Annotated in this window: 16 protein-coding genes; 2 read left to right on the forward strand and 14 right to left on the reverse strand. The window is 57.1% G+C overall.

The window, feature by feature from the left end:
* Window positions 1-48: 48 nt before the first annotated feature.
* Window positions 49-2,601: an MlaD family protein gene (locus NOM67_RS03400; RefSeq protein ID WP_156852771.1), complete on the forward strand. Its 2,553-nt coding sequence runs from the start codon at window positions 49-51 to the stop codon at window positions 2,599-2,601.
* A gap of 132 nt (window positions 2,602-2,733) precedes the next feature.
* Window positions 2,734-4,161, forward strand: coding sequence for a 16S rRNA (cytosine(1407)-C(5))-methyltransferase RsmF (gene rsmF / locus NOM67_RS03405; RefSeq protein WP_255933800.1), 1,428 nt, complete (start codon window positions 2,734-2,736; stop codon window positions 4,159-4,161).
* A 222-nt stretch (window positions 4,162-4,383) separates the two neighbouring features.
* Here rsmF and NOM67_RS03410 read toward each other — a convergent pair whose 3' ends face one another.
* The 14 genes from NOM67_RS03410 to rpmF form a co-directional block, all read right to left on the reverse strand.
* The gene (locus NOM67_RS03410; protein ID WP_255933801.1) at window positions 4,384-4,668 is read right to left on the reverse strand and encodes a hypothetical protein; all 285 of its coding nucleotides are present in this window, start codon (window positions 4,666-4,668) and stop codon (window positions 4,384-4,386) included.
* A 170-nt stretch (window positions 4,669-4,838) separates the two neighbouring features.
* The gene (locus NOM67_RS03415) at window positions 4,839-5,867 is read right to left on the reverse strand and encodes a site-specific integrase (RefSeq protein ID WP_370689128.1); all 1,029 of its coding nucleotides are present in this window, start codon (window positions 5,865-5,867) and stop codon (window positions 4,839-4,841) included.
* A gap of 297 nt (window positions 5,868-6,164) precedes the next feature.
* Entirely contained in the window at window positions 6,165-6,944 is a 780-nt protein-coding gene (locus tag NOM67_RS03420; RefSeq protein WP_255933802.1) for a TatD family hydrolase, read from the reverse strand.
* Between the two features lie 26 nt (window positions 6,945-6,970).
* On the reverse strand, window positions 6,971-7,918 hold the full coding sequence (gene holB / locus NOM67_RS03425) for a DNA polymerase III subunit delta' (protein WP_255933803.1): 948 nt from the start codon (window positions 7,916-7,918) through the stop codon (window positions 6,971-6,973).
* Complete coding sequence (gene tmk / locus NOM67_RS03430; RefSeq protein WP_156852766.1) at window positions 7,903-8,529, reverse strand: dTMP kinase; 627 nt, start codon at window positions 8,527-8,529, stop codon at window positions 7,903-7,905. Before tmk ends, holB begins: the two co-directional genes overlap by 16 nt.
* On the reverse strand, window positions 8,529-9,530 hold the full coding sequence (mltG, locus tag NOM67_RS03435) for an endolytic transglycosylase MltG (RefSeq protein ID WP_198037948.1): 1,002 nt from the start codon (window positions 9,528-9,530) through the stop codon (window positions 8,529-8,531). Before mltG ends, tmk begins: the two co-directional genes overlap by 1 nt.
* Window positions 9,520-10,326 (reverse strand): aminodeoxychorismate lyase, encoded by an 807-nt coding sequence (gene pabC, locus NOM67_RS03440; protein ID WP_232354335.1) that lies wholly within the window; start codon window positions 10,324-10,326, stop codon window positions 9,520-9,522. The genes mltG and pabC overlap by 11 nt, the downstream gene beginning before the upstream one ends.
* Before the next feature lie 67 nt (window positions 10,327-10,393).
* Window positions 10,394-11,635, reverse strand: a complete 1,242-nt coding sequence (fabF, locus tag NOM67_RS03445; RefSeq protein ID WP_041207727.1) for a beta-ketoacyl-ACP synthase II — start codon at window positions 11,633-11,635, stop codon at window positions 10,394-10,396.
* Window positions 11,636-11,717: 82 nt separating this feature from the next.
* The gene (acpP, locus tag NOM67_RS03450) at window positions 11,718-11,954 is read right to left on the reverse strand and encodes an acyl carrier protein (RefSeq protein WP_005300909.1); all 237 of its coding nucleotides are present in this window, start codon (window positions 11,952-11,954) and stop codon (window positions 11,718-11,720) included.
* A gap of 157 nt (window positions 11,955-12,111) precedes the next feature.
* A complete protein-coding gene (gene fabG / locus NOM67_RS03455; RefSeq protein WP_042030949.1) occupies window positions 12,112-12,846 on the reverse strand; it encodes a 3-oxoacyl-ACP reductase FabG in 735 nt (244 codons plus the stop codon).
* Window positions 12,847-12,859: 13 nt separating this feature from the next.
* Window positions 12,860-13,795: an ACP S-malonyltransferase gene (fabD, locus tag NOM67_RS03460; protein ID WP_156853017.1), complete on the reverse strand. Its 936-nt coding sequence runs from the start codon at window positions 13,793-13,795 to the stop codon at window positions 12,860-12,862.
* Between the two features lie 70 nt (window positions 13,796-13,865).
* Window positions 13,866-14,825: a beta-ketoacyl-ACP synthase III gene (locus NOM67_RS03465; protein ID WP_255933807.1), complete on the reverse strand. Its 960-nt coding sequence runs from the start codon at window positions 14,823-14,825 to the stop codon at window positions 13,866-13,868.
* Window positions 14,826-14,832: 7 nt separating this feature from the next.
* Window positions 14,833-15,852 carry a phosphate acyltransferase PlsX gene (gene plsX / locus NOM67_RS03470; RefSeq protein ID WP_041207723.1) on the reverse strand — a complete coding sequence of 340 codons (1,020 nt, stop codon included), beginning with the start codon at window positions 15,850-15,852 and terminating at the stop codon, window positions 14,833-14,835.
* Window positions 15,853-15,861: 9 nt separating this feature from the next.
* The gene (gene rpmF, locus NOM67_RS03475) at window positions 15,862-16,029 is read right to left on the reverse strand and encodes a 50S ribosomal protein L32 (protein ID WP_005300935.1); all 168 of its coding nucleotides are present in this window, start codon (window positions 16,027-16,029) and stop codon (window positions 15,862-15,864) included.
* Window positions 16,030-16,031 lie beyond the last annotated feature (2 nt).

Consider the following 16,031-nt stretch of genomic DNA (forward strand, 5'->3'; position numbering starts at 1 on the left):
TCTGTTTCTGTCTGATGGGCGGCTGCGCCCGGTCAATAAGGAGTCACTATGATCGGGGCTGAACCCGTCATCGAAAAGCGCCGCTGGCTATCGCCAGTCTGGTTGTTACCACTCATCGCCCTGCTGCTGGCTGGCGGCTTTCTCTATCAACAGATAGCGAGCCGCGGCCAGCTTATCCAGATCAACTTCGCTCAGGGTAACGGCATCTTGCCGGGCAAGACCCAGATCCGTTATCAGGGGGTTGCCATCGGGGTGGTGCAGGAGCTGGAGCTGGCCGAGGATGGCCGCCGTATTGCGGTGCTGGCCAAGATTGACAGCCGTGCCCGCCCGCTTATTCGCAAGGGATCCGACTTCTGGCTGGTGAGCCCCAAGGCATCGCTGACCGAGATCTCCGGTCTCGATACCCTGGTTTCCGGCAACTACATCAATCTGCAACCGGGACGCGAGAGCAATCCGCTGCAGGAGAAGTTTGATGCCCTCGACGGCCCACCCCCCGGTTATCAGGCGCAGGGGCGGATGCTGCACCTCACCGCCGATTCGCTGGGCTCGGTCGGTATCGGTGCCAAGCTCTATTTCCGCGGCATCGAGGTGGGCAGCGTCATCAATACCCGTCTGGGTCAGGACAACCAGAACGTCATTCTGGATCTGGTGATCGAGCCTCGTTTTGAACATCTGGTCAAAGCCGATACCCGCTTCTGGAATATCAGCGGTATCAAGGGCTCTTTCAGTCTGGCGGGTGTCAGCGTTGAGGCTGGCAGCCTCACTTCCATTCTGAGCGGCGGCATCGCCTTTGACTCCCCCAAAGCATCTCCCGAGTCGGAGAAAGGACAAACCTTCGTCCTCTACAAGGGGCTGGCAGAAGCGGCGCGCGGCAAGCGCATCGATATCGTGGCGGGCGATCTGCCCATCAAGGAGGGGATGCCCATTCTCTTCGAAGGGATCGAGATTGGTCGCGTTGATCCCATCCATCTCACCGACAAGGGGCGGGTGGTAACAGCACTGATCAATCCGGAGCAGGCATATCGCATCACCGACAAGAGTCAGCTGGTATGGGAGAGCGTTTCTCTCTCCCCGACCGGTGTGAAGAATGCCGATCGGCTGCTCTCCGGCCCAGCCATTCGCCTTGACTATGTGGCGGGCAAAGAAGTGGCCAGGATGGCGCTGACCGACCGGGCGCCACAAGATGGCCTCAAGGTGACATTGCAAGCGGACGATCTGGCCGGTCTTAATCAGGATGCCCCCATCTTGTACAAGGGGCTGCAGGTTGGTCGCATCAGCCAGCTTGATCTCGATGGGCGCGGCAATGCCAGCGTGGCCCTGCAGATCCAGCCCGCTTACGCCCATCTGTTGAACCGTGCCCGTTTCTATCGCGCTGCGCCGCTGCAAATAGATGCCGATCTGAGCGGTATCAAGGTCGAGGCCAGTCCGGCCAGTGCCTGGTTGAGCGGTGGCATCAAGCTGGTGCAGGCGAGCAGCGGCGAGCGGATAAACCGCCTCTACCCCAATCAGGAGCTGGCGTTGCTCGGTACCCGCGATGCCAAGCCCCAGCGCTGGTTGCTCAAGGCGGATCAGGCGGACGGCATCGGCATCGGCTCTCCGGTGCTCTATCTGGGGTTGGAAGCGGGCAAGGTGAAACAGCTGCGCGCCGCCAAAGAGGGAGTGGAGATAGAGCTCGAGATTGACGGCATCTATGCCCCTCTCCTCGCCCGCCAGCCACAATTCTGGAAAAAACCGGCTATCGACACCCGGGTACGGGTCGATGGTGTGCAGGTAAAAGTTGGCAATCTTGGTACCCTGCTGCGCGGTGCCATCGAGTTCGACTATCTGGCCAATGGCCGCAACAGCCATCAATTGTTTGATTCCAAGGAGCAAGCCAAGGCGAAGGTGCGCCAGCTGTCACTGGTGGCAGAGAGTAATCCTGGGCTCGGGATTGGCAGCCCGATCCGCTATCGCGGGGTGGATATCGGCAAAATTGAAGAGATCGAGCTGGAGCCGACCCTGGGACAGGTGATCTTCAAAGCCGAGCTGGATGGCCAGTACGCCGAGCGTTTCCTGCAATCCGGCGCGCGCTTTACCCTGGTGCAAGCCAAGCTGGGTCTGGGTGGTGTGGCCCATCTCGATACCCTGATCAAGGGGGCCTTTGTCGAGGCCGAGCCCGGTAAAGGGGCGGGCCGAAGCAACTTCCCCCTGAGCCAGAGCGGCCCTGCCGGTTTGGCCCTCACCCTGAAAAGCCCGTCGGTGAATGGCCTCTCGGTTGGCAGCCCGCTGCTGTTTCGCAAGATGGTGGTCGGCAGCGTTACCAAGGTGGCACTGGCCCGCGATGGCAGCGAGGTGGTGATCGACGTCAATGTGGAGCAGGAGTACGCCCATCTAGTGCGCGCCAACTCCCGCTTCTGGAATGTCTCCGGGGTCAAGGCGGACATTGGCCTGACCGGTGGCACTATTGAGGTCGAGACGGTGCAGAGCCTGCTTGCCGGCGGCATTGCCTTCAATACGCCGGAAAAAGAGATGGGGCCGACCGTCAAGGCCGGTCACAGCTATCCCCTCTACGGCAAGGCCGAGAAAGAGTGGCAGGAGTGGAGCCCCCGCATCAAGCCATGAGCCCTCCCCTCACGTAGCTACCCAAGCCCGGCATTTGGCCGGGCTTGTTCATTTTTACCTGCTGCACTTTAAGAATATTCCTAGCCCTGTGATAAGATGTCGCCCCTCTTTTTCGGTCAACGAGACGGCACAGTGCACGACAATACCTATCTACCCGATCACTTTTTACGCCATATAGCGGCCATCATGCCTGCGCATCTCTCCATGGATGAGTTCGTTGCAAGTTGCCGGCGACCGCTGCGCCGCAGTATCCGGGTCAACACGCTCAAAATTGCCGTCTCTGACTTCATTGAAAAGATGCAGCCACAAGGCTGGCAGTTCGATCCCGTGCCCTGGTGCGAGACCGGCTTCTGGCTGAGCCGCACTGATGAGAGCGTGCCATTAGGCAACACGGCCGAGCATTTGAGCGGCCTCTTCTACATTCAGGAAGCGAGCTCCATGCTGCCGGTGACGGTGCTGTTTGCCAGCGACAAGATCAAAGCGGATGGCATGTTGCTGGATGCAGCGGCCGCCCCCGGCTCCAAGACTACCCAGATCGCCGCCCTGATGAACAATCAGGGGATGCTGGTTGCCAACGAGTTTTCCAGCAGTCGGCTCAAGGTGCTGAGCGCCAATATTCAGCGCTGCGGGGTGACCAATGTGGGGATGACTCACTTTGATGCCAAGGTGTTTGGGCAGTGGCTGCCTGAGACCTTCGATGCCATCCTGCTCGATGCCCCCTGCTCCGGTGAAGGAACCGTGCGCAAGGATGAAGATGCGCTGCGCAACTGGAGCATCGAGAGCATTGACGAGATTGCGGCGGTGCAGCAGGGGCTGCTGGAGAGTGCCTTCCATGCCTTGAAACCGGGTGGCGTACTGGTCTACTCCACCTGCACGCTCAGTTTGCAGGAGAACCAGGAGGTCTGTCAGTCACTGCTGGAGAAGTTTGGCGATGCCTTGAGTTTTGACTCGCTGGCTGATCTGTTCCCCCATGCAGAGCAGGCCTGCACATCCGAAGGATACCTGCACGTTTGGCCCCAGATCTTCGACAGTGAAGGCTTTTTCGTTGCCAGATTGCGTAAGCACCACTCGGTGCCCAACACCATGTTCAAACCGGGTAAGCTCGGCAAATTCCCCTTCCTGCCATTGGCAGCGAAAGAGTCTGAGCCCATGCTGCGCGAGATTGAAGCCAATTTTGGTGTGGCGCCACAAGGTCAACTGTTTGGCCGCAATGATGAGATCTGGCTATTTCCTCATCTGTTTGAACAGGTTCAGGGCAAGCTGCGCTTCGATCGCATCGGCATCAAGTTGGCCGAGACGTTCAAGAAAGGCTATCGCCTCACCCATGAGTGGGCGCTCGCCTATGGTGATAAAGCGAGCAAGGGCGTGGTCGAACTGGACAGCGCCAACGCGCGGGAATTCATGATGGGGCGGGACGTCTGGCCAGAACAGGATGCTGGCTCTGGCGAGGTGATCGTTCGTTATCAGGGCCATACCCTGGGAATGGGGAAATGGGTAGGTAGCCGGATCAAGAATGCCCTGCCCCGGGAGCTGGTGCGCGACAACAATCTGTTTGGCTGATTTTAACTGAACGAGGAAAGGTGACTCGATGCTGTTCGAGTCTGCAAAACCCACACTCTGGTTGAAATTTTATCGGGTTCTTGAAAAGCCTTGAGCCTTGTCTAAGCTTAAGGCAATCCGAACACCAGTTAGCGCACGGCTCTGCAAGGAGCCAATTCCCCTATGCCAGGTACACGGAATTCGTACCTGGCTTTTTTTATCTCTTCTGAGCCAAGTTCATCGCTACTCGACACTCTCTTCCAACAGATCTATCTCCACTTTCTCTGGGTGAGGTTCGCTCCCCAGCTCATGGTGATAGAGCAGATCGATCGCCTGTTCGATGAGCGATGCCTGGCTATCTTCAAGATGCAAGCCGAGTGCCGCCAACCGTTCGGCATGGCGATTACTGATCCAGCATTGCAACCGGGTATGACTCTCTTGTTTGCGTTTTACATGCTGACGCTGGCGCTTGGCGTTGTTCTGCGAGGCGGTCTCTTTTGCCTCAAGCTCGTTGATTTCCTGGCTCATATGACCTTGCAATACTTGTTTTTATAACTGGTTATCTCTCACATCTCTTCGCATAGTGGTAAAAGATGGGGCGTCCCCTACCCTCTGCCAGCTGACTACGAAGCCAACCAAATATACCACCAGATCAATGGGATATCATTTAACATAAAAAATGCAGTGACGCATTTATGTTAAAGCAGTCCATCCAGCGCGTGATCAGAGAATTTATGGGCATCGTCAAAGTACTCTTGCAGGGTGCGCATATCCTTGTGACGGGTAACCTCGATGATCTTGTTCATCGGTTTGCCGGCAGTGACGGCCGAGGTGATAAATCCGCGACGCAAACTGTGGCCACTGACATAGAGGTCATCGATAGCCTGACCGGTGCGCCGCTTGATCATCAGGTTGATACCCTGCGGTCCCAGAGGGTCTGCTGTGAGTTGGCCCCAGCGATTCATCCGCCGAAAGAGCGGCCCTTCATTGATCCTGCTCTTCTTGAGCCAGTTGCCAATCGCTGCAACCGGACAATAGTGCTTGCCGGGGATAAGGGCGATCTCGGTCTCATGGAGTTGATGCTTGCTAGGTTTGAGGCGAAGTCGGATCCCCTGCCCCACAAAATCGAGGTCTCTCACCTCAATCCTGGCTGCTTCCGAGCGGCGTAAGGCACCACTGAACATCAACAGCAACAGGGTATGATCGCGAAGTCCTGCCAGATCATTGGTATCGATGCCATCCAACACTTGGGTCAATGGCTGCAGCGTCAGGGCGCCCGTTTTGCGCTTGCGGTTATCTCCAAGACGGACAATACCGCGCATCATCTCTTTGATTTCAGGGTGTTCGGTCGGCATCGGGTGAATGCCTTTTTGTTTGAAGGCGTAGCGGATCCCGGCGAGCCTTCGTACCAGAGTTGCCGGTTTGCGCGGTTCACCATTACGCAGCTCCCCTCTCCCCTCCTCTTTATTGAGCCATACCCAGTCAGCCAGTACCCCGTCGGCCTGATCTGCCAGAAAATTCATGATGTCGTGATGGGTCGTTTGCAGTGGATCCAGACCATGCAACTGGCACCAGAAGACAAAAATCCGGGTATCCGCCTGATAGGCATTGAGGGTCGAATCAGCTTTGGCACTGCGCAAGAAGCGGCGAGCACGGCTATTTAGCTGGGCATCAAAGACAGTTTGCAATGACTGATGAGCTGAGCCTGAAATGGATGGATGTGACACGGAACATCATGATTCATATGAAGTTTAGGATGATCTTACAGGATCCTTCAGCTTCATCAAGTATCGATAATGAATATTATCGATACTAATGAGTGTCTGTTTAACCCCCCAATCCAGCATCTCCGTTTTCTCTAAACTGATGTCGTATTCATGTCCGGTTTACAGGTTGAGTCATTGCGCTGATGGCAATTCAATGTTGCGATAGTGAGAGATAACGGCTTGGTGAGTTGCGTCTTGCTTTACCGCCATATACGGGTTACTGAAAGTAAAACGCCCCGTAATACGGAGCGTCGGCTCTTATTTCCGGGCTAGTTTGAACAACTCAAAGAAGTTGCGACTGGTAGCTTCGGCCAGTTCGCTGAGCGGTATTTGGCGCAAGTCGGCAATAAATTGGGCAACGTCGCGCACGAAGGCGGGTTCGTTTTCCCTCCCCCGATGTGGAACCGGGGCAAGATAGGGCGCATCCGTTTCGACCAGCAGTCGATCGAGAGGCAATGCCTTCACCACCTCCTGCAACGCAGTGGCATTCTTGAACGTAGCGATCCCCGAGATGGAGATATAGAACCCCATCGCCATTGCCGCTTCTGCCATCTCGAGAGACTCGGTGAAACAGTGCAACACGCCGCCAACCTGATCCGCCCCCTCTTCACGCATGATCTGCAAAGTATCCTGCTGGGCATCACGAGTGTGAATGATCAGCGGTTTGTTCAGCGCACGGGCGACCCGGATATGTTCACGGAAGGAGGCTTGCTGAACCTCTTTGTTCTCGGGTGAGTAGAAGTAATCGAGACCGGTCTCACCGATGGCCACCACACGTGGGTCGGCAGCTTGCTTGAGCAGCAACTCGGCATCGACACCGGGTTCCTGATTCAGGGGATGCACCCCGCAGGAGGCAAACACCTGGGGATAAGGGGCAATCGCCGTCATCATGGTCGGAAATTGTTCTTGCGTCACGCTGACACAGAGAAAGTATCCCACCTCCTGCGCTGCCGCTTTGGCCAGCACATCAGCCATATTGCTCTGTTTGCTGCCATAGCTGAGACGATCGAGGTGACAGTGGGAGTCAACGAGTAACATACAAAACCTTTATTGCTAATGACGTTCTATAACCAGCGACTGAGCCAGTTCATCAGATGAATGGTGGGATTGGATAGCTGTCCCGGCTGACAGGCCGCTTTCAGGGCGACCAGTTGCTGCTCGGCATCCAGCAGTTTTTCACTGGAATACAGCCCGGCGAACTGCTGGCTCAAGGTAACCAGATCTGGCATCGCCAGTTGATGGTGACCGCATCCCGCCTGAGTTTTCAGAGCATCGCACAAAAAGAGCTGTAGCCAATGCAGACGAACTTGTGTCTCCTGACCGAGCTGGCTGCACAATGTGGTCGCCTTGATCGGGGACTTGGCGAGGGCGACCAGATCCTCGAGCAGCTCACGGCGAGCACCATCTTGCAGCTGCTCGATGTAGTCGAGCACCCGCAGCGGCGCCCCCTGACAGATCCGCACCTGAGCCAGAGTTGCCTGATGTCCCTGTTCAGCAAGCCAGCGCACCGTTTCACCCTCACTTGGCAACTGACACACGTGTTTGTGACAACGGCTGAGAATGGTCGGCAGCAGACGGGAAACCTGGGAGGCGATGAGGATGAGCAGGCTGTCACCGGCAGGCTCCTCCAGGGTTTTCAGCAGCGCATTGGCTGCCGATTCGGTCATCCGCTCCGCATCAGGAATGATCACAACTTTGCCGCGGCCGAGCTGGGCCGAGCCTTGCAGTCGGTTGCAGATATCACGGATCGCTTCGACCCCGATGGTCTTGCTCTCACGACTGATGGTGCCGAGATCCGGATGATGGCCTTTGTCAAAAAGCTGGCAGGAGTGGCAATGACCGCATGGCTCTCCGCGATCCGGTTGTTGGCAAAGGTGCAAACGCGCCAACCGTTCAGCCAACTGCTCCTTGCCAAGACCGGGATCGCCAAGCAACAACCAGGCATGACCCAGTCTGCCGGCCGCTGCCGTCTGGCTCAGTGCCTGCCAGTCGGGGATCAACCAGGGATACATAGGCGAGCATCCAGCGCAGCTTCAATCGCCGCTTTTACCTGATCCGGGGTTTGTCCCGCATCGATCACTACAATGGAGTCATCCTTGGCGGCGAGTTCGAGATAACGGGTGCGGGTGCGCTCGAAAAAGCTGAGCTGCTCCAGCTCGATCCGATCCAGCTCGCCACGATGGCGGGCGCGTTGCAGACCGAGTGCGGGATCGATATCGAGATAGAGGGTGAGATCCGGTTTGAAATTGCCGAGTACCGCCTGCTTGATGGCTCGGATCAGAGCAGCATCGATACCACGGCCACCCCCCTGATAGGCCTGGGAGGAGAGATCGTGGCGATCCCCCACCACCCAGACACCATCAGACAGTGCCGGCTTGATGCGGGTCTCCACCAATTGCACCCGGGAGGCGTACATCAGCAGCAGTTCGGCTTCGATGGTAAGACGTTCGTCATGCACCTCTTTGACGATGGCTCGCATCCGCTCGGCCAGCGGCGTACCGCCCGGCTCGCGGGTACATTCGATCCGCTCGATGCCATGGTGATGCAGATAGTCGGTGACGTAACGGACGGCAGAGCTCTTCCCTGCCCCTTCCAAACCTTCAATAACGATAAATTTAGACATCAGGATTTCTTCAATATGTATTCGCGAACCGCCCGATTGTGTTCATCGAGGGTCCTGGAGAAGTAGTGAGCACCACCGCCCTTGGCAACAAAATAGAGATAGTCGGTCGACTTGGGGTTGAGTGCCGCTTCGATGGATGCCTTGCCCGGCATGGCAATGGGCGTCGGCGGCAGACCATCGATCACATAAGTGTTGTAGGGGTTCTTGTCGGTCAGATCGCTGCGGCGAATGTTGCCGTCATAACGGTCTTTCACCCCGTAGATCACGGTGGGGTCGGTCTGCAACTTCATACCGAGACGCAGACGATTGACGAACACCGAGGCAATTTGTGCCCGCTCTTCAGGCAGACCGGTCTCTTTTTCGATGATCGAGGCCATGATGAGCGCTTCATAGGGGGTCTTGTAAGGCAGATTGGCCTGACGCTTGTCCCAGCTCTGCTGCAGGAATGTCTCCATGTCCTGGTGAGCACGACGCAAAATGGAGAGATCGCTGGCATGAGTGGTATAGGCGTAGGTTTCCGGCAAAAACCACCCCTCCAGCTTGCCATTCTCGATACCCAACTCCTTGGCCAGATCAGCCTCGGGCAACTCGACCGTGAGTCGTTCCAGATAAGGTGCACTGGATAACTGCTTCAACCAATCCTCAAAGCGGGAACCCTCGACGAAGGTGAGGCTGAAGTGAAACTCCTTGCCCGAAGCAAAGAGCGAGAGGGTTTCCTTAAGCAGGGCCCCCTCCTTGATTTCATACGTGCCCGACTTGATGGCAACCAGCTCGGGATGACCGCGCAGCCAGAGGCGCACCGCCCACGGACTAGGTTCACCATCACCCAACTCGGCGATCAAGCGAGCGGCATGAGCCCCCTTCTCCACCGTAAAGAGGCGAGTCGGCCCCTTGTTGGTGAGCGTCTCCACCTGCTGCCATTTGTAATGCACATAGCCCCCGGCGACGGCCACAGTCAGTGCAGCCCCCGCGAGCAGGGTGTAAAGCCGATTAAACTTCAATGACCAAACGCTCCTGTAAACGGCGGCTCAATACCGGGGCAGGATACTGTTTATCCTCGATGCCGATGACCGGCACCACCCCCATCAGGGTATTGGTGAGCCACACCTCTTCCGCCTGCCATAGTGACTCCAACGGAGCCTCTACTACACGCAACTCAATACTCATCTGTTTCAGCATCGCCATGACCTGACGGCGCATGATGCCGTCAACCCCGCAACGGGCCAGATCGGGCGTAAACACCGTCTTGCCCCGACGCCAAAACAGATTGGCACTGACCCCTTCGACCAGCACGCCACGGCTGCTGAGCACTACTCCTTCGACTGCACCACGGCTGACAAGTTCGCTCTTGAGCAGCACCTGCTCCAACCGGTTGAGGGTCTTGAGCCCGGCCAGCATGGGGGCATCACCAATTCGCTGACGGCACACCAGCAAGTTGATCCCCTCTTGTCGCCACTGGGCATACTGGGCAGGAAAAGGCGCCAGCGAAAGAATACGGGTCGTCTGCTGACACTCGCTGCCATCATAACCACGGCCCCCCTCCCCCCGAGTCAGCATCACCTTGGCAACACACTGTTGTTCACCGGAAACCAGGGTCTCTAGTTCCCGAGTCAACAATTCCCAGTCCGGCTCAACCATTCCCAGCCGGCTATTGGTCTGTTGCAGTCGAGCCAGATGCGCTGGCCACTGCAATACCTTTCCTTCTCTCACCGCCATAGTGGTGAAATGGCCATCGCCATAGGCCAGGCCACGGTCGCGGGCCGAGATGGTATCGAGCTTCAATCCATTGATCAGCAAAGAGATCTCTCCGATAAAAAAGGCCCGATACCGGCAGTATCGGGCCTCTGTCATTGCCCGCAGGCAATTATACGCGTTTGAAGATCAGGGAACCATTGGTACCGCCGAAACCAAACGAGTTGGAGAGGGCGTACTCGAAGTTACCGGGCTTGGCCACATGGGGCACCAGATCCAGATCGCACTCATCATCCGGATTGTCCAGGTTGATGGTGGGCGGCGCAATCTGATCGCGCAGGGCCAGCACAGTGATGATCGCCTCGATGGCACCGGCGGCACCCAGCAGGTGACCGGTCATCGACTTGGTAGAGCTGACCATCAGTGACTTGGCGTGCTCACCAAAGACGGCCTTCATGCCGCGCAGTTCGGCCACATCGCCCAGCGGGGTCGAGGTTCCGTGGGCATTGATGTAACCCACCTGCTCGGGGGCAATACCGGCATCCTTGATGGCATTCTTCATGGCGCGAGCGCCACCGTTGCCATCAGCAGGAGGTGCCGTCATGTGGTAAGCGTCACCACTCATGCCAAAACCGACCAGTTCGGCGTAGATCTTGGCGCCGCGGGCCTTGGCGTGCTCGTACTCTTCCAGCACCAGTACCCCGGCACCGTCACCCAGCACGAAACCGTCGCGATCCTTATCCCACGGACGGCTCGCTTTCTGCGGTTCGTCGTTGCGGTTGGAGAGCGCCTTGGCAGCTGCAAAACCGCCCATCCCCATTGGGGTGGAAGCCTTCTCGGCACCGCCGGCGACCATCACGTCGGCATCGCCGTAAGCGATCATCCGGCCAGCCATGCCGATGGCATGGGTACCAGTGGTGCAGGCGGTGGTTACAGCGATGTTTGGACCTTGCAATCCCTTCATGATGGAGAGATGACCGGACACCATATTGATGATGGTGGAGGGCACGAAGAAGGGGCTGATCTTGCGCGGGCCGCCGTTCACGAGGCTGTCGTGGTTCTGTTCAATCAGACCCAGACCGCCAATCCCGGAACCGATCGCCACACCGACGCGCTCGGCATTGTCGTCGTTGATGACGAGGCCGGAATCATCCAGTGCCTGCATACCGGCAGCAATACCGTATTGAATGAAGAGATCCATCTTGCGAGCGTCTTTACGGTTGATACCGTACTGCTCGGGATCGAAGTCCTTGACCAGACCTGCAAAACGGGTTGCAAACTCGCTGGCATCGAAATGGTCGATAAGGGAAATGCCGCTCTGCCCGTTGAGCAGGGCTTGCCAGCTGGATTCGGCTGTGTTGCCTACCGGGGAAAGCATCCCCAAGCCGGTCACCACGACTCTGCGTTTTGACACTGAGGTAGTCTCCGAGAGGTGATTTGAAAGGAAACAAATACAAAAGAAGCGGCCCTTGGGCCGCTTCTTTCAGAACAGGAACTTATTCCTGATTAGCGGTGATGTAGTCGATAGCCGCTTGAACAGTGGTGATCTTCTCGGCTTCTTCATCAGGAATTTCGGTATCGAATTCTTCTTCCAGCGCCATTACCAGTTCAACGGTATCCAAAGAGTCAGCGCCCAGGTCGTCGACGAAGGAGGCAGCGTTCTTAACGTCTTCTTCTTTAACACCCAGTTGTTCAATGATGATTTTCTTTACGCGTTCTTCGATGTTGCTCATGACCTGAATTTTCCTTTAAAAATACGCTATTGCGTCTGGTTGGGGTAGTTTATTCAATTGACGTGAGTTTGCAAGTAGCTTGCCGCTGGTCAAACCACGAAATTCGCCAAACTTCGGCGTACTATCGCAAATTTGAACAGAACTCACGACAAATTGATTACACCATGTACATCCCGCCATTAACATGCAGGGTTTCACCGGTGATATAGGCTGCTTCATCGGAAGCCAAGAATACCACAGCGGCGGCAATCTCTTTCGGATCACCCAGACGAGCGGCAGGAACCTGGCTCATGATGCCGGCACGTTGCTCTTCGTTCAGGGCGCGAGTCATGTCGGTTTCGATGAAACCGGGGGCAACCGCGTTGACCGTGATACCACGGGAGGCCACTTCACGCGCCAGCGATTTGGTAAAACCAACCAGACCCGCCTTGGCGGCAGCATAGTTGACCTGACCCGCATTACCCATGGTACCAACGACGGAACCGATGCTGATGATGCGACCATTGCGCTTCTTCATCATCGCCCGCAGAACCGGTTTGCTCAGACGGTAGAGCGAGGTCAGGTTGGTATCGATGATCTCGTTCCACTCGTCATCTTTCATCCGCATCAACAGGTTGTCGCGGGTGATACCGGCGTTGTTGATCAGGATGTCGATATCACCGAAACGCGCCTTGATGGCAGCGAAAACGGCTTCGATGGATTCCTGGCTGGTCACGTTCAGTGCCATGCCGCAACCATTGTCGCCCAAGTAAGCGCTGATTGCCTCGGCACCGCTCTCGCTGGTCGCTGTGCCGACGACTTTGGCGCCACGGGCCGCGAAAGTTTCGGCAATTGCACGGCCGATGCCACGACTGGCACCGGTCACCAACACAACCTTATCGGTAAAGCTCATTACTTGCTCCTGTTTACTTGATCTGGGCCAGTGCCTGCTCGAAAGAGGCTGCATCGTTGGCGTGAATACCTTCCACGCGCTTGTCGATGCGCTTGGCGAGCCCGGTCAATACTTTGCCCGGTCCCATCTCGATTTCGAGGGTAACGCCCTCATTGGCCATCCGCTCGACAGTCTCGGTCCAACGAACCGGGCTGAACAGCTGACGCACCAGTGCTTGCTTGATGGCGGCCGGATCCTGTTCACAGGATACGTCGACATTATTGATGACAGCGATGGCAGGAACCTTGATCTCGATCCCGTCCAGCGCAGCTGCCAGTTTTTCTGCGGCAGGTTTCATCAGCGCGCAGTGGGACGGCACGGAAACTGGCAGCGGCAGCGCACGCTTGGCGCCCGACTCTTTCATCAGCACGTTGGCGCGTTCGACAGCCTCTTTGTGGCCAGCGATAACCACCTGGCCCGGAGAGTTGAAGTTGACGGGAGAAACCACCTGCCCCTCTGCCGCTTTTTCGCAGTTGGCAGCGATGGCGTCGTTGTCCAGACCGATGATGGCAGCCATGGCACCAGTACCTTCCGGTACCGCTTCCTGCATGGCCAGACCACGCAGCTCGACCAGTTTGACAGCATCGGTAAAGGCCAGCGCACCGCTGCAAACCAGAGCGGAATACTCACCCAGGCTGTGACCAGCCATGACGGAAGGCGTTGCCCCTCCCTGCTGTTGCCACAGACGCCACAGTGCGACAGAAGCAGTCAGCAGTGCGGGCTGGGTACGCCAGGTTTTGTTCAGCTCTTCGGCAGGACCGTTCATTACCAGGGCAAACAGGTCATAACCCAGCACCTGGCTCGCCTCGGCGAAGGTCTCCTTGATCACGGTATGTTGCTCGGCCAGCTCGGCCAGCATGCCCACGGTTTGGGAGCCTTGTCCCGGGAAGGCAATGGCAAATTGGGTCATCATTGATTCCTTTAGATAAGCAAAAATGAAATCGTTGCGGGATGACAGCACTCGCTCATCCCGCATTGGATCAGAGGCGAACCAGCGCCGAGCCCCAGGCAAAACCACCGCCAAAGGCTTCCAGCAGTACCAGCTGGCCCGGTTTGATCCGGCCATCCCGCACCCCTTCATCGAAGGCGATAGGTACGGATGCAGCAGAGGTGTTGCCGTGCTTGTCGAGGGTCAACACTACCTTGTCGAGGCCCATGCCGAGTTTCTTGGCTGTGGCGCTGATGATGCGGAAGTTGGCCTGATGGGGCACCAGCCAGTCCAGCTCGCTCGGCTCGAGACCGGCAGCTGCCAGCGTCTCGGTCACGATCTCGCTCAAACGGGTGACTGCCACTTTGAACACATCGTTGCCCTTCATGTACATGTAGGCTTCGAGTTCGGCGCCCGGCATCCCGCGACGGGGTTGCGGCAGCTTGAGCAGATCGCCATAACGGCCATCGGCATGAAGATGGGTGGAGAGAATGCCCGGTGTTTCGCTGGCACCAATCACCACGGCACCGGCCCCATCACCAAAAATAATGATGGTGCCGCGATCTTCCGGATCGCACATGCGCGACAGCACATCGGCGCCAACGACCAGCACGTGGCGGGCGGCACCGGATTTGATGAACTGATCGGCAATGGAGAGTGCGTAGGTAAAACCGGCGCAGGCTGCCGCCACGTCAAAGGCAGGGATCCCCTGTACACCCAGCAGTCCTTGCAGTTCGCAAGCAGCTGCCGGGAAGGCGTTTTCTGCGCTGGTGGTGGCCAGCACAATCATGTCGAGATCGGCCGCGGTCAGGCCCGCGGCATCCAGGGCCCGCAGGGCGGCCTGGTAAGAGAGGGTGGCAACGGTCTCATCAGCACCGGCAATGCGGCGCTCACGGATCCCGGTGCGTTCCACGATCCACTCGTCACTGGTCTCAACCATCTGCTCGAGATCGGCGTTGGTTCGCACTGAACTCGGCAGGTAGCTGCCAGTACCCAGAATTTTGCTATGCATAGAGTTCTTATAGGTCCCTGTCGGAAAAGACAGCTTCAAGGCGATCTGCTATTTGCAGTGGAAGTTGATGTTTGGCCTCTTGTGCGGCCAGCAGAATCGCATTACACAGGGCGCGCCGCTCGGCTCGCCCATGACTTTTTACCACAATGCCGCGCAATCCTAACAGACTTGCCCCGTTATACTGGTCGGGGTTCAGGTATGAAAAACGCCGTTTGAACATAAAACCGGCGATCCGGCCAAGAAAAGTGCGCTTCTTGCGGGGATATCCCGCCAGCTGAGCCATCATCCGCACTACCCCCTCGGCCGTTTTAAGGGCGACATTGCCAACAAAACCGTCGCAGACGATCACATCGCACTCGCCGCTGAAGATACGGTCCCCTTCAATGAAACCGACATAGTTGAGTGCGTTGCACTGGCGCAACAATTCGGCACTGTGACGTACCAGATCGTTCCCCTTGATCTCCTCTTCCCCGATGTTGAGCAAGGCAACTCGAGGAGAAGCGATGCCTTCGACTTTCTCGGCCACCACGGAGCCCATCACCGCAAATTGCAGCAAGGTATCCGCATCGCAACTGACGTTGGCACCGAGATCCAGCATCACGGTGCGCTTGCCGCTCAACGTCGGTAGTGCCTTGATGAGTGCCGGCCGATCGACCCCGGGCAGAGATTTGAGCACGCACTTGGCCATCGCCATCAGAGCGCCAGTGTTGCCGGCACTCACGCAGGCATCGGCCTCACCGGCTTTCACCAGATTGAGTACCACCCGCATGGAGGAATCTTTCAGAGTACGCAGCGCCACGATCGGTTTATCGCCCATGCCAACCACCTGGGATGCATGTACGAAACGAACGCGGGGATGATTCAGCAAGCCATGTTGCTGCAGCAGAGAGGAGGTCTGATGTTGGTCACCGACCAGGATCAGTTTTAGCTGGGGTAAAAGAGACAGTGCCTGCACGGCGGCAGGCACTGTTTCCGAGGGGCCAATATCTCCCCCCATGATGTCTAGCGCGACAGTTTGCGTAGACAAAGGCAATCCTTAAGCGATTACCTTTTTACCGCGGTAGAAACCATCGGCAGTCACGTGGTGACGACGATGGATTTCGCCACTGGTCTGATCAACAGTCAGGGCAGCGGTGGTCAGCGCATCGTGGGAACGACGCATGCCACGCTTGGCACGGGTTTTACGGTTCTGTTGTACGGCCATTG

This window comes from Aeromonas sp. SG16, assembly GCF_024436135.1.
GTDB classification, from domain to species: Bacteria; Pseudomonadota; Gammaproteobacteria; order Enterobacterales; family Aeromonadaceae; genus Aeromonas; species Aeromonas jandaei.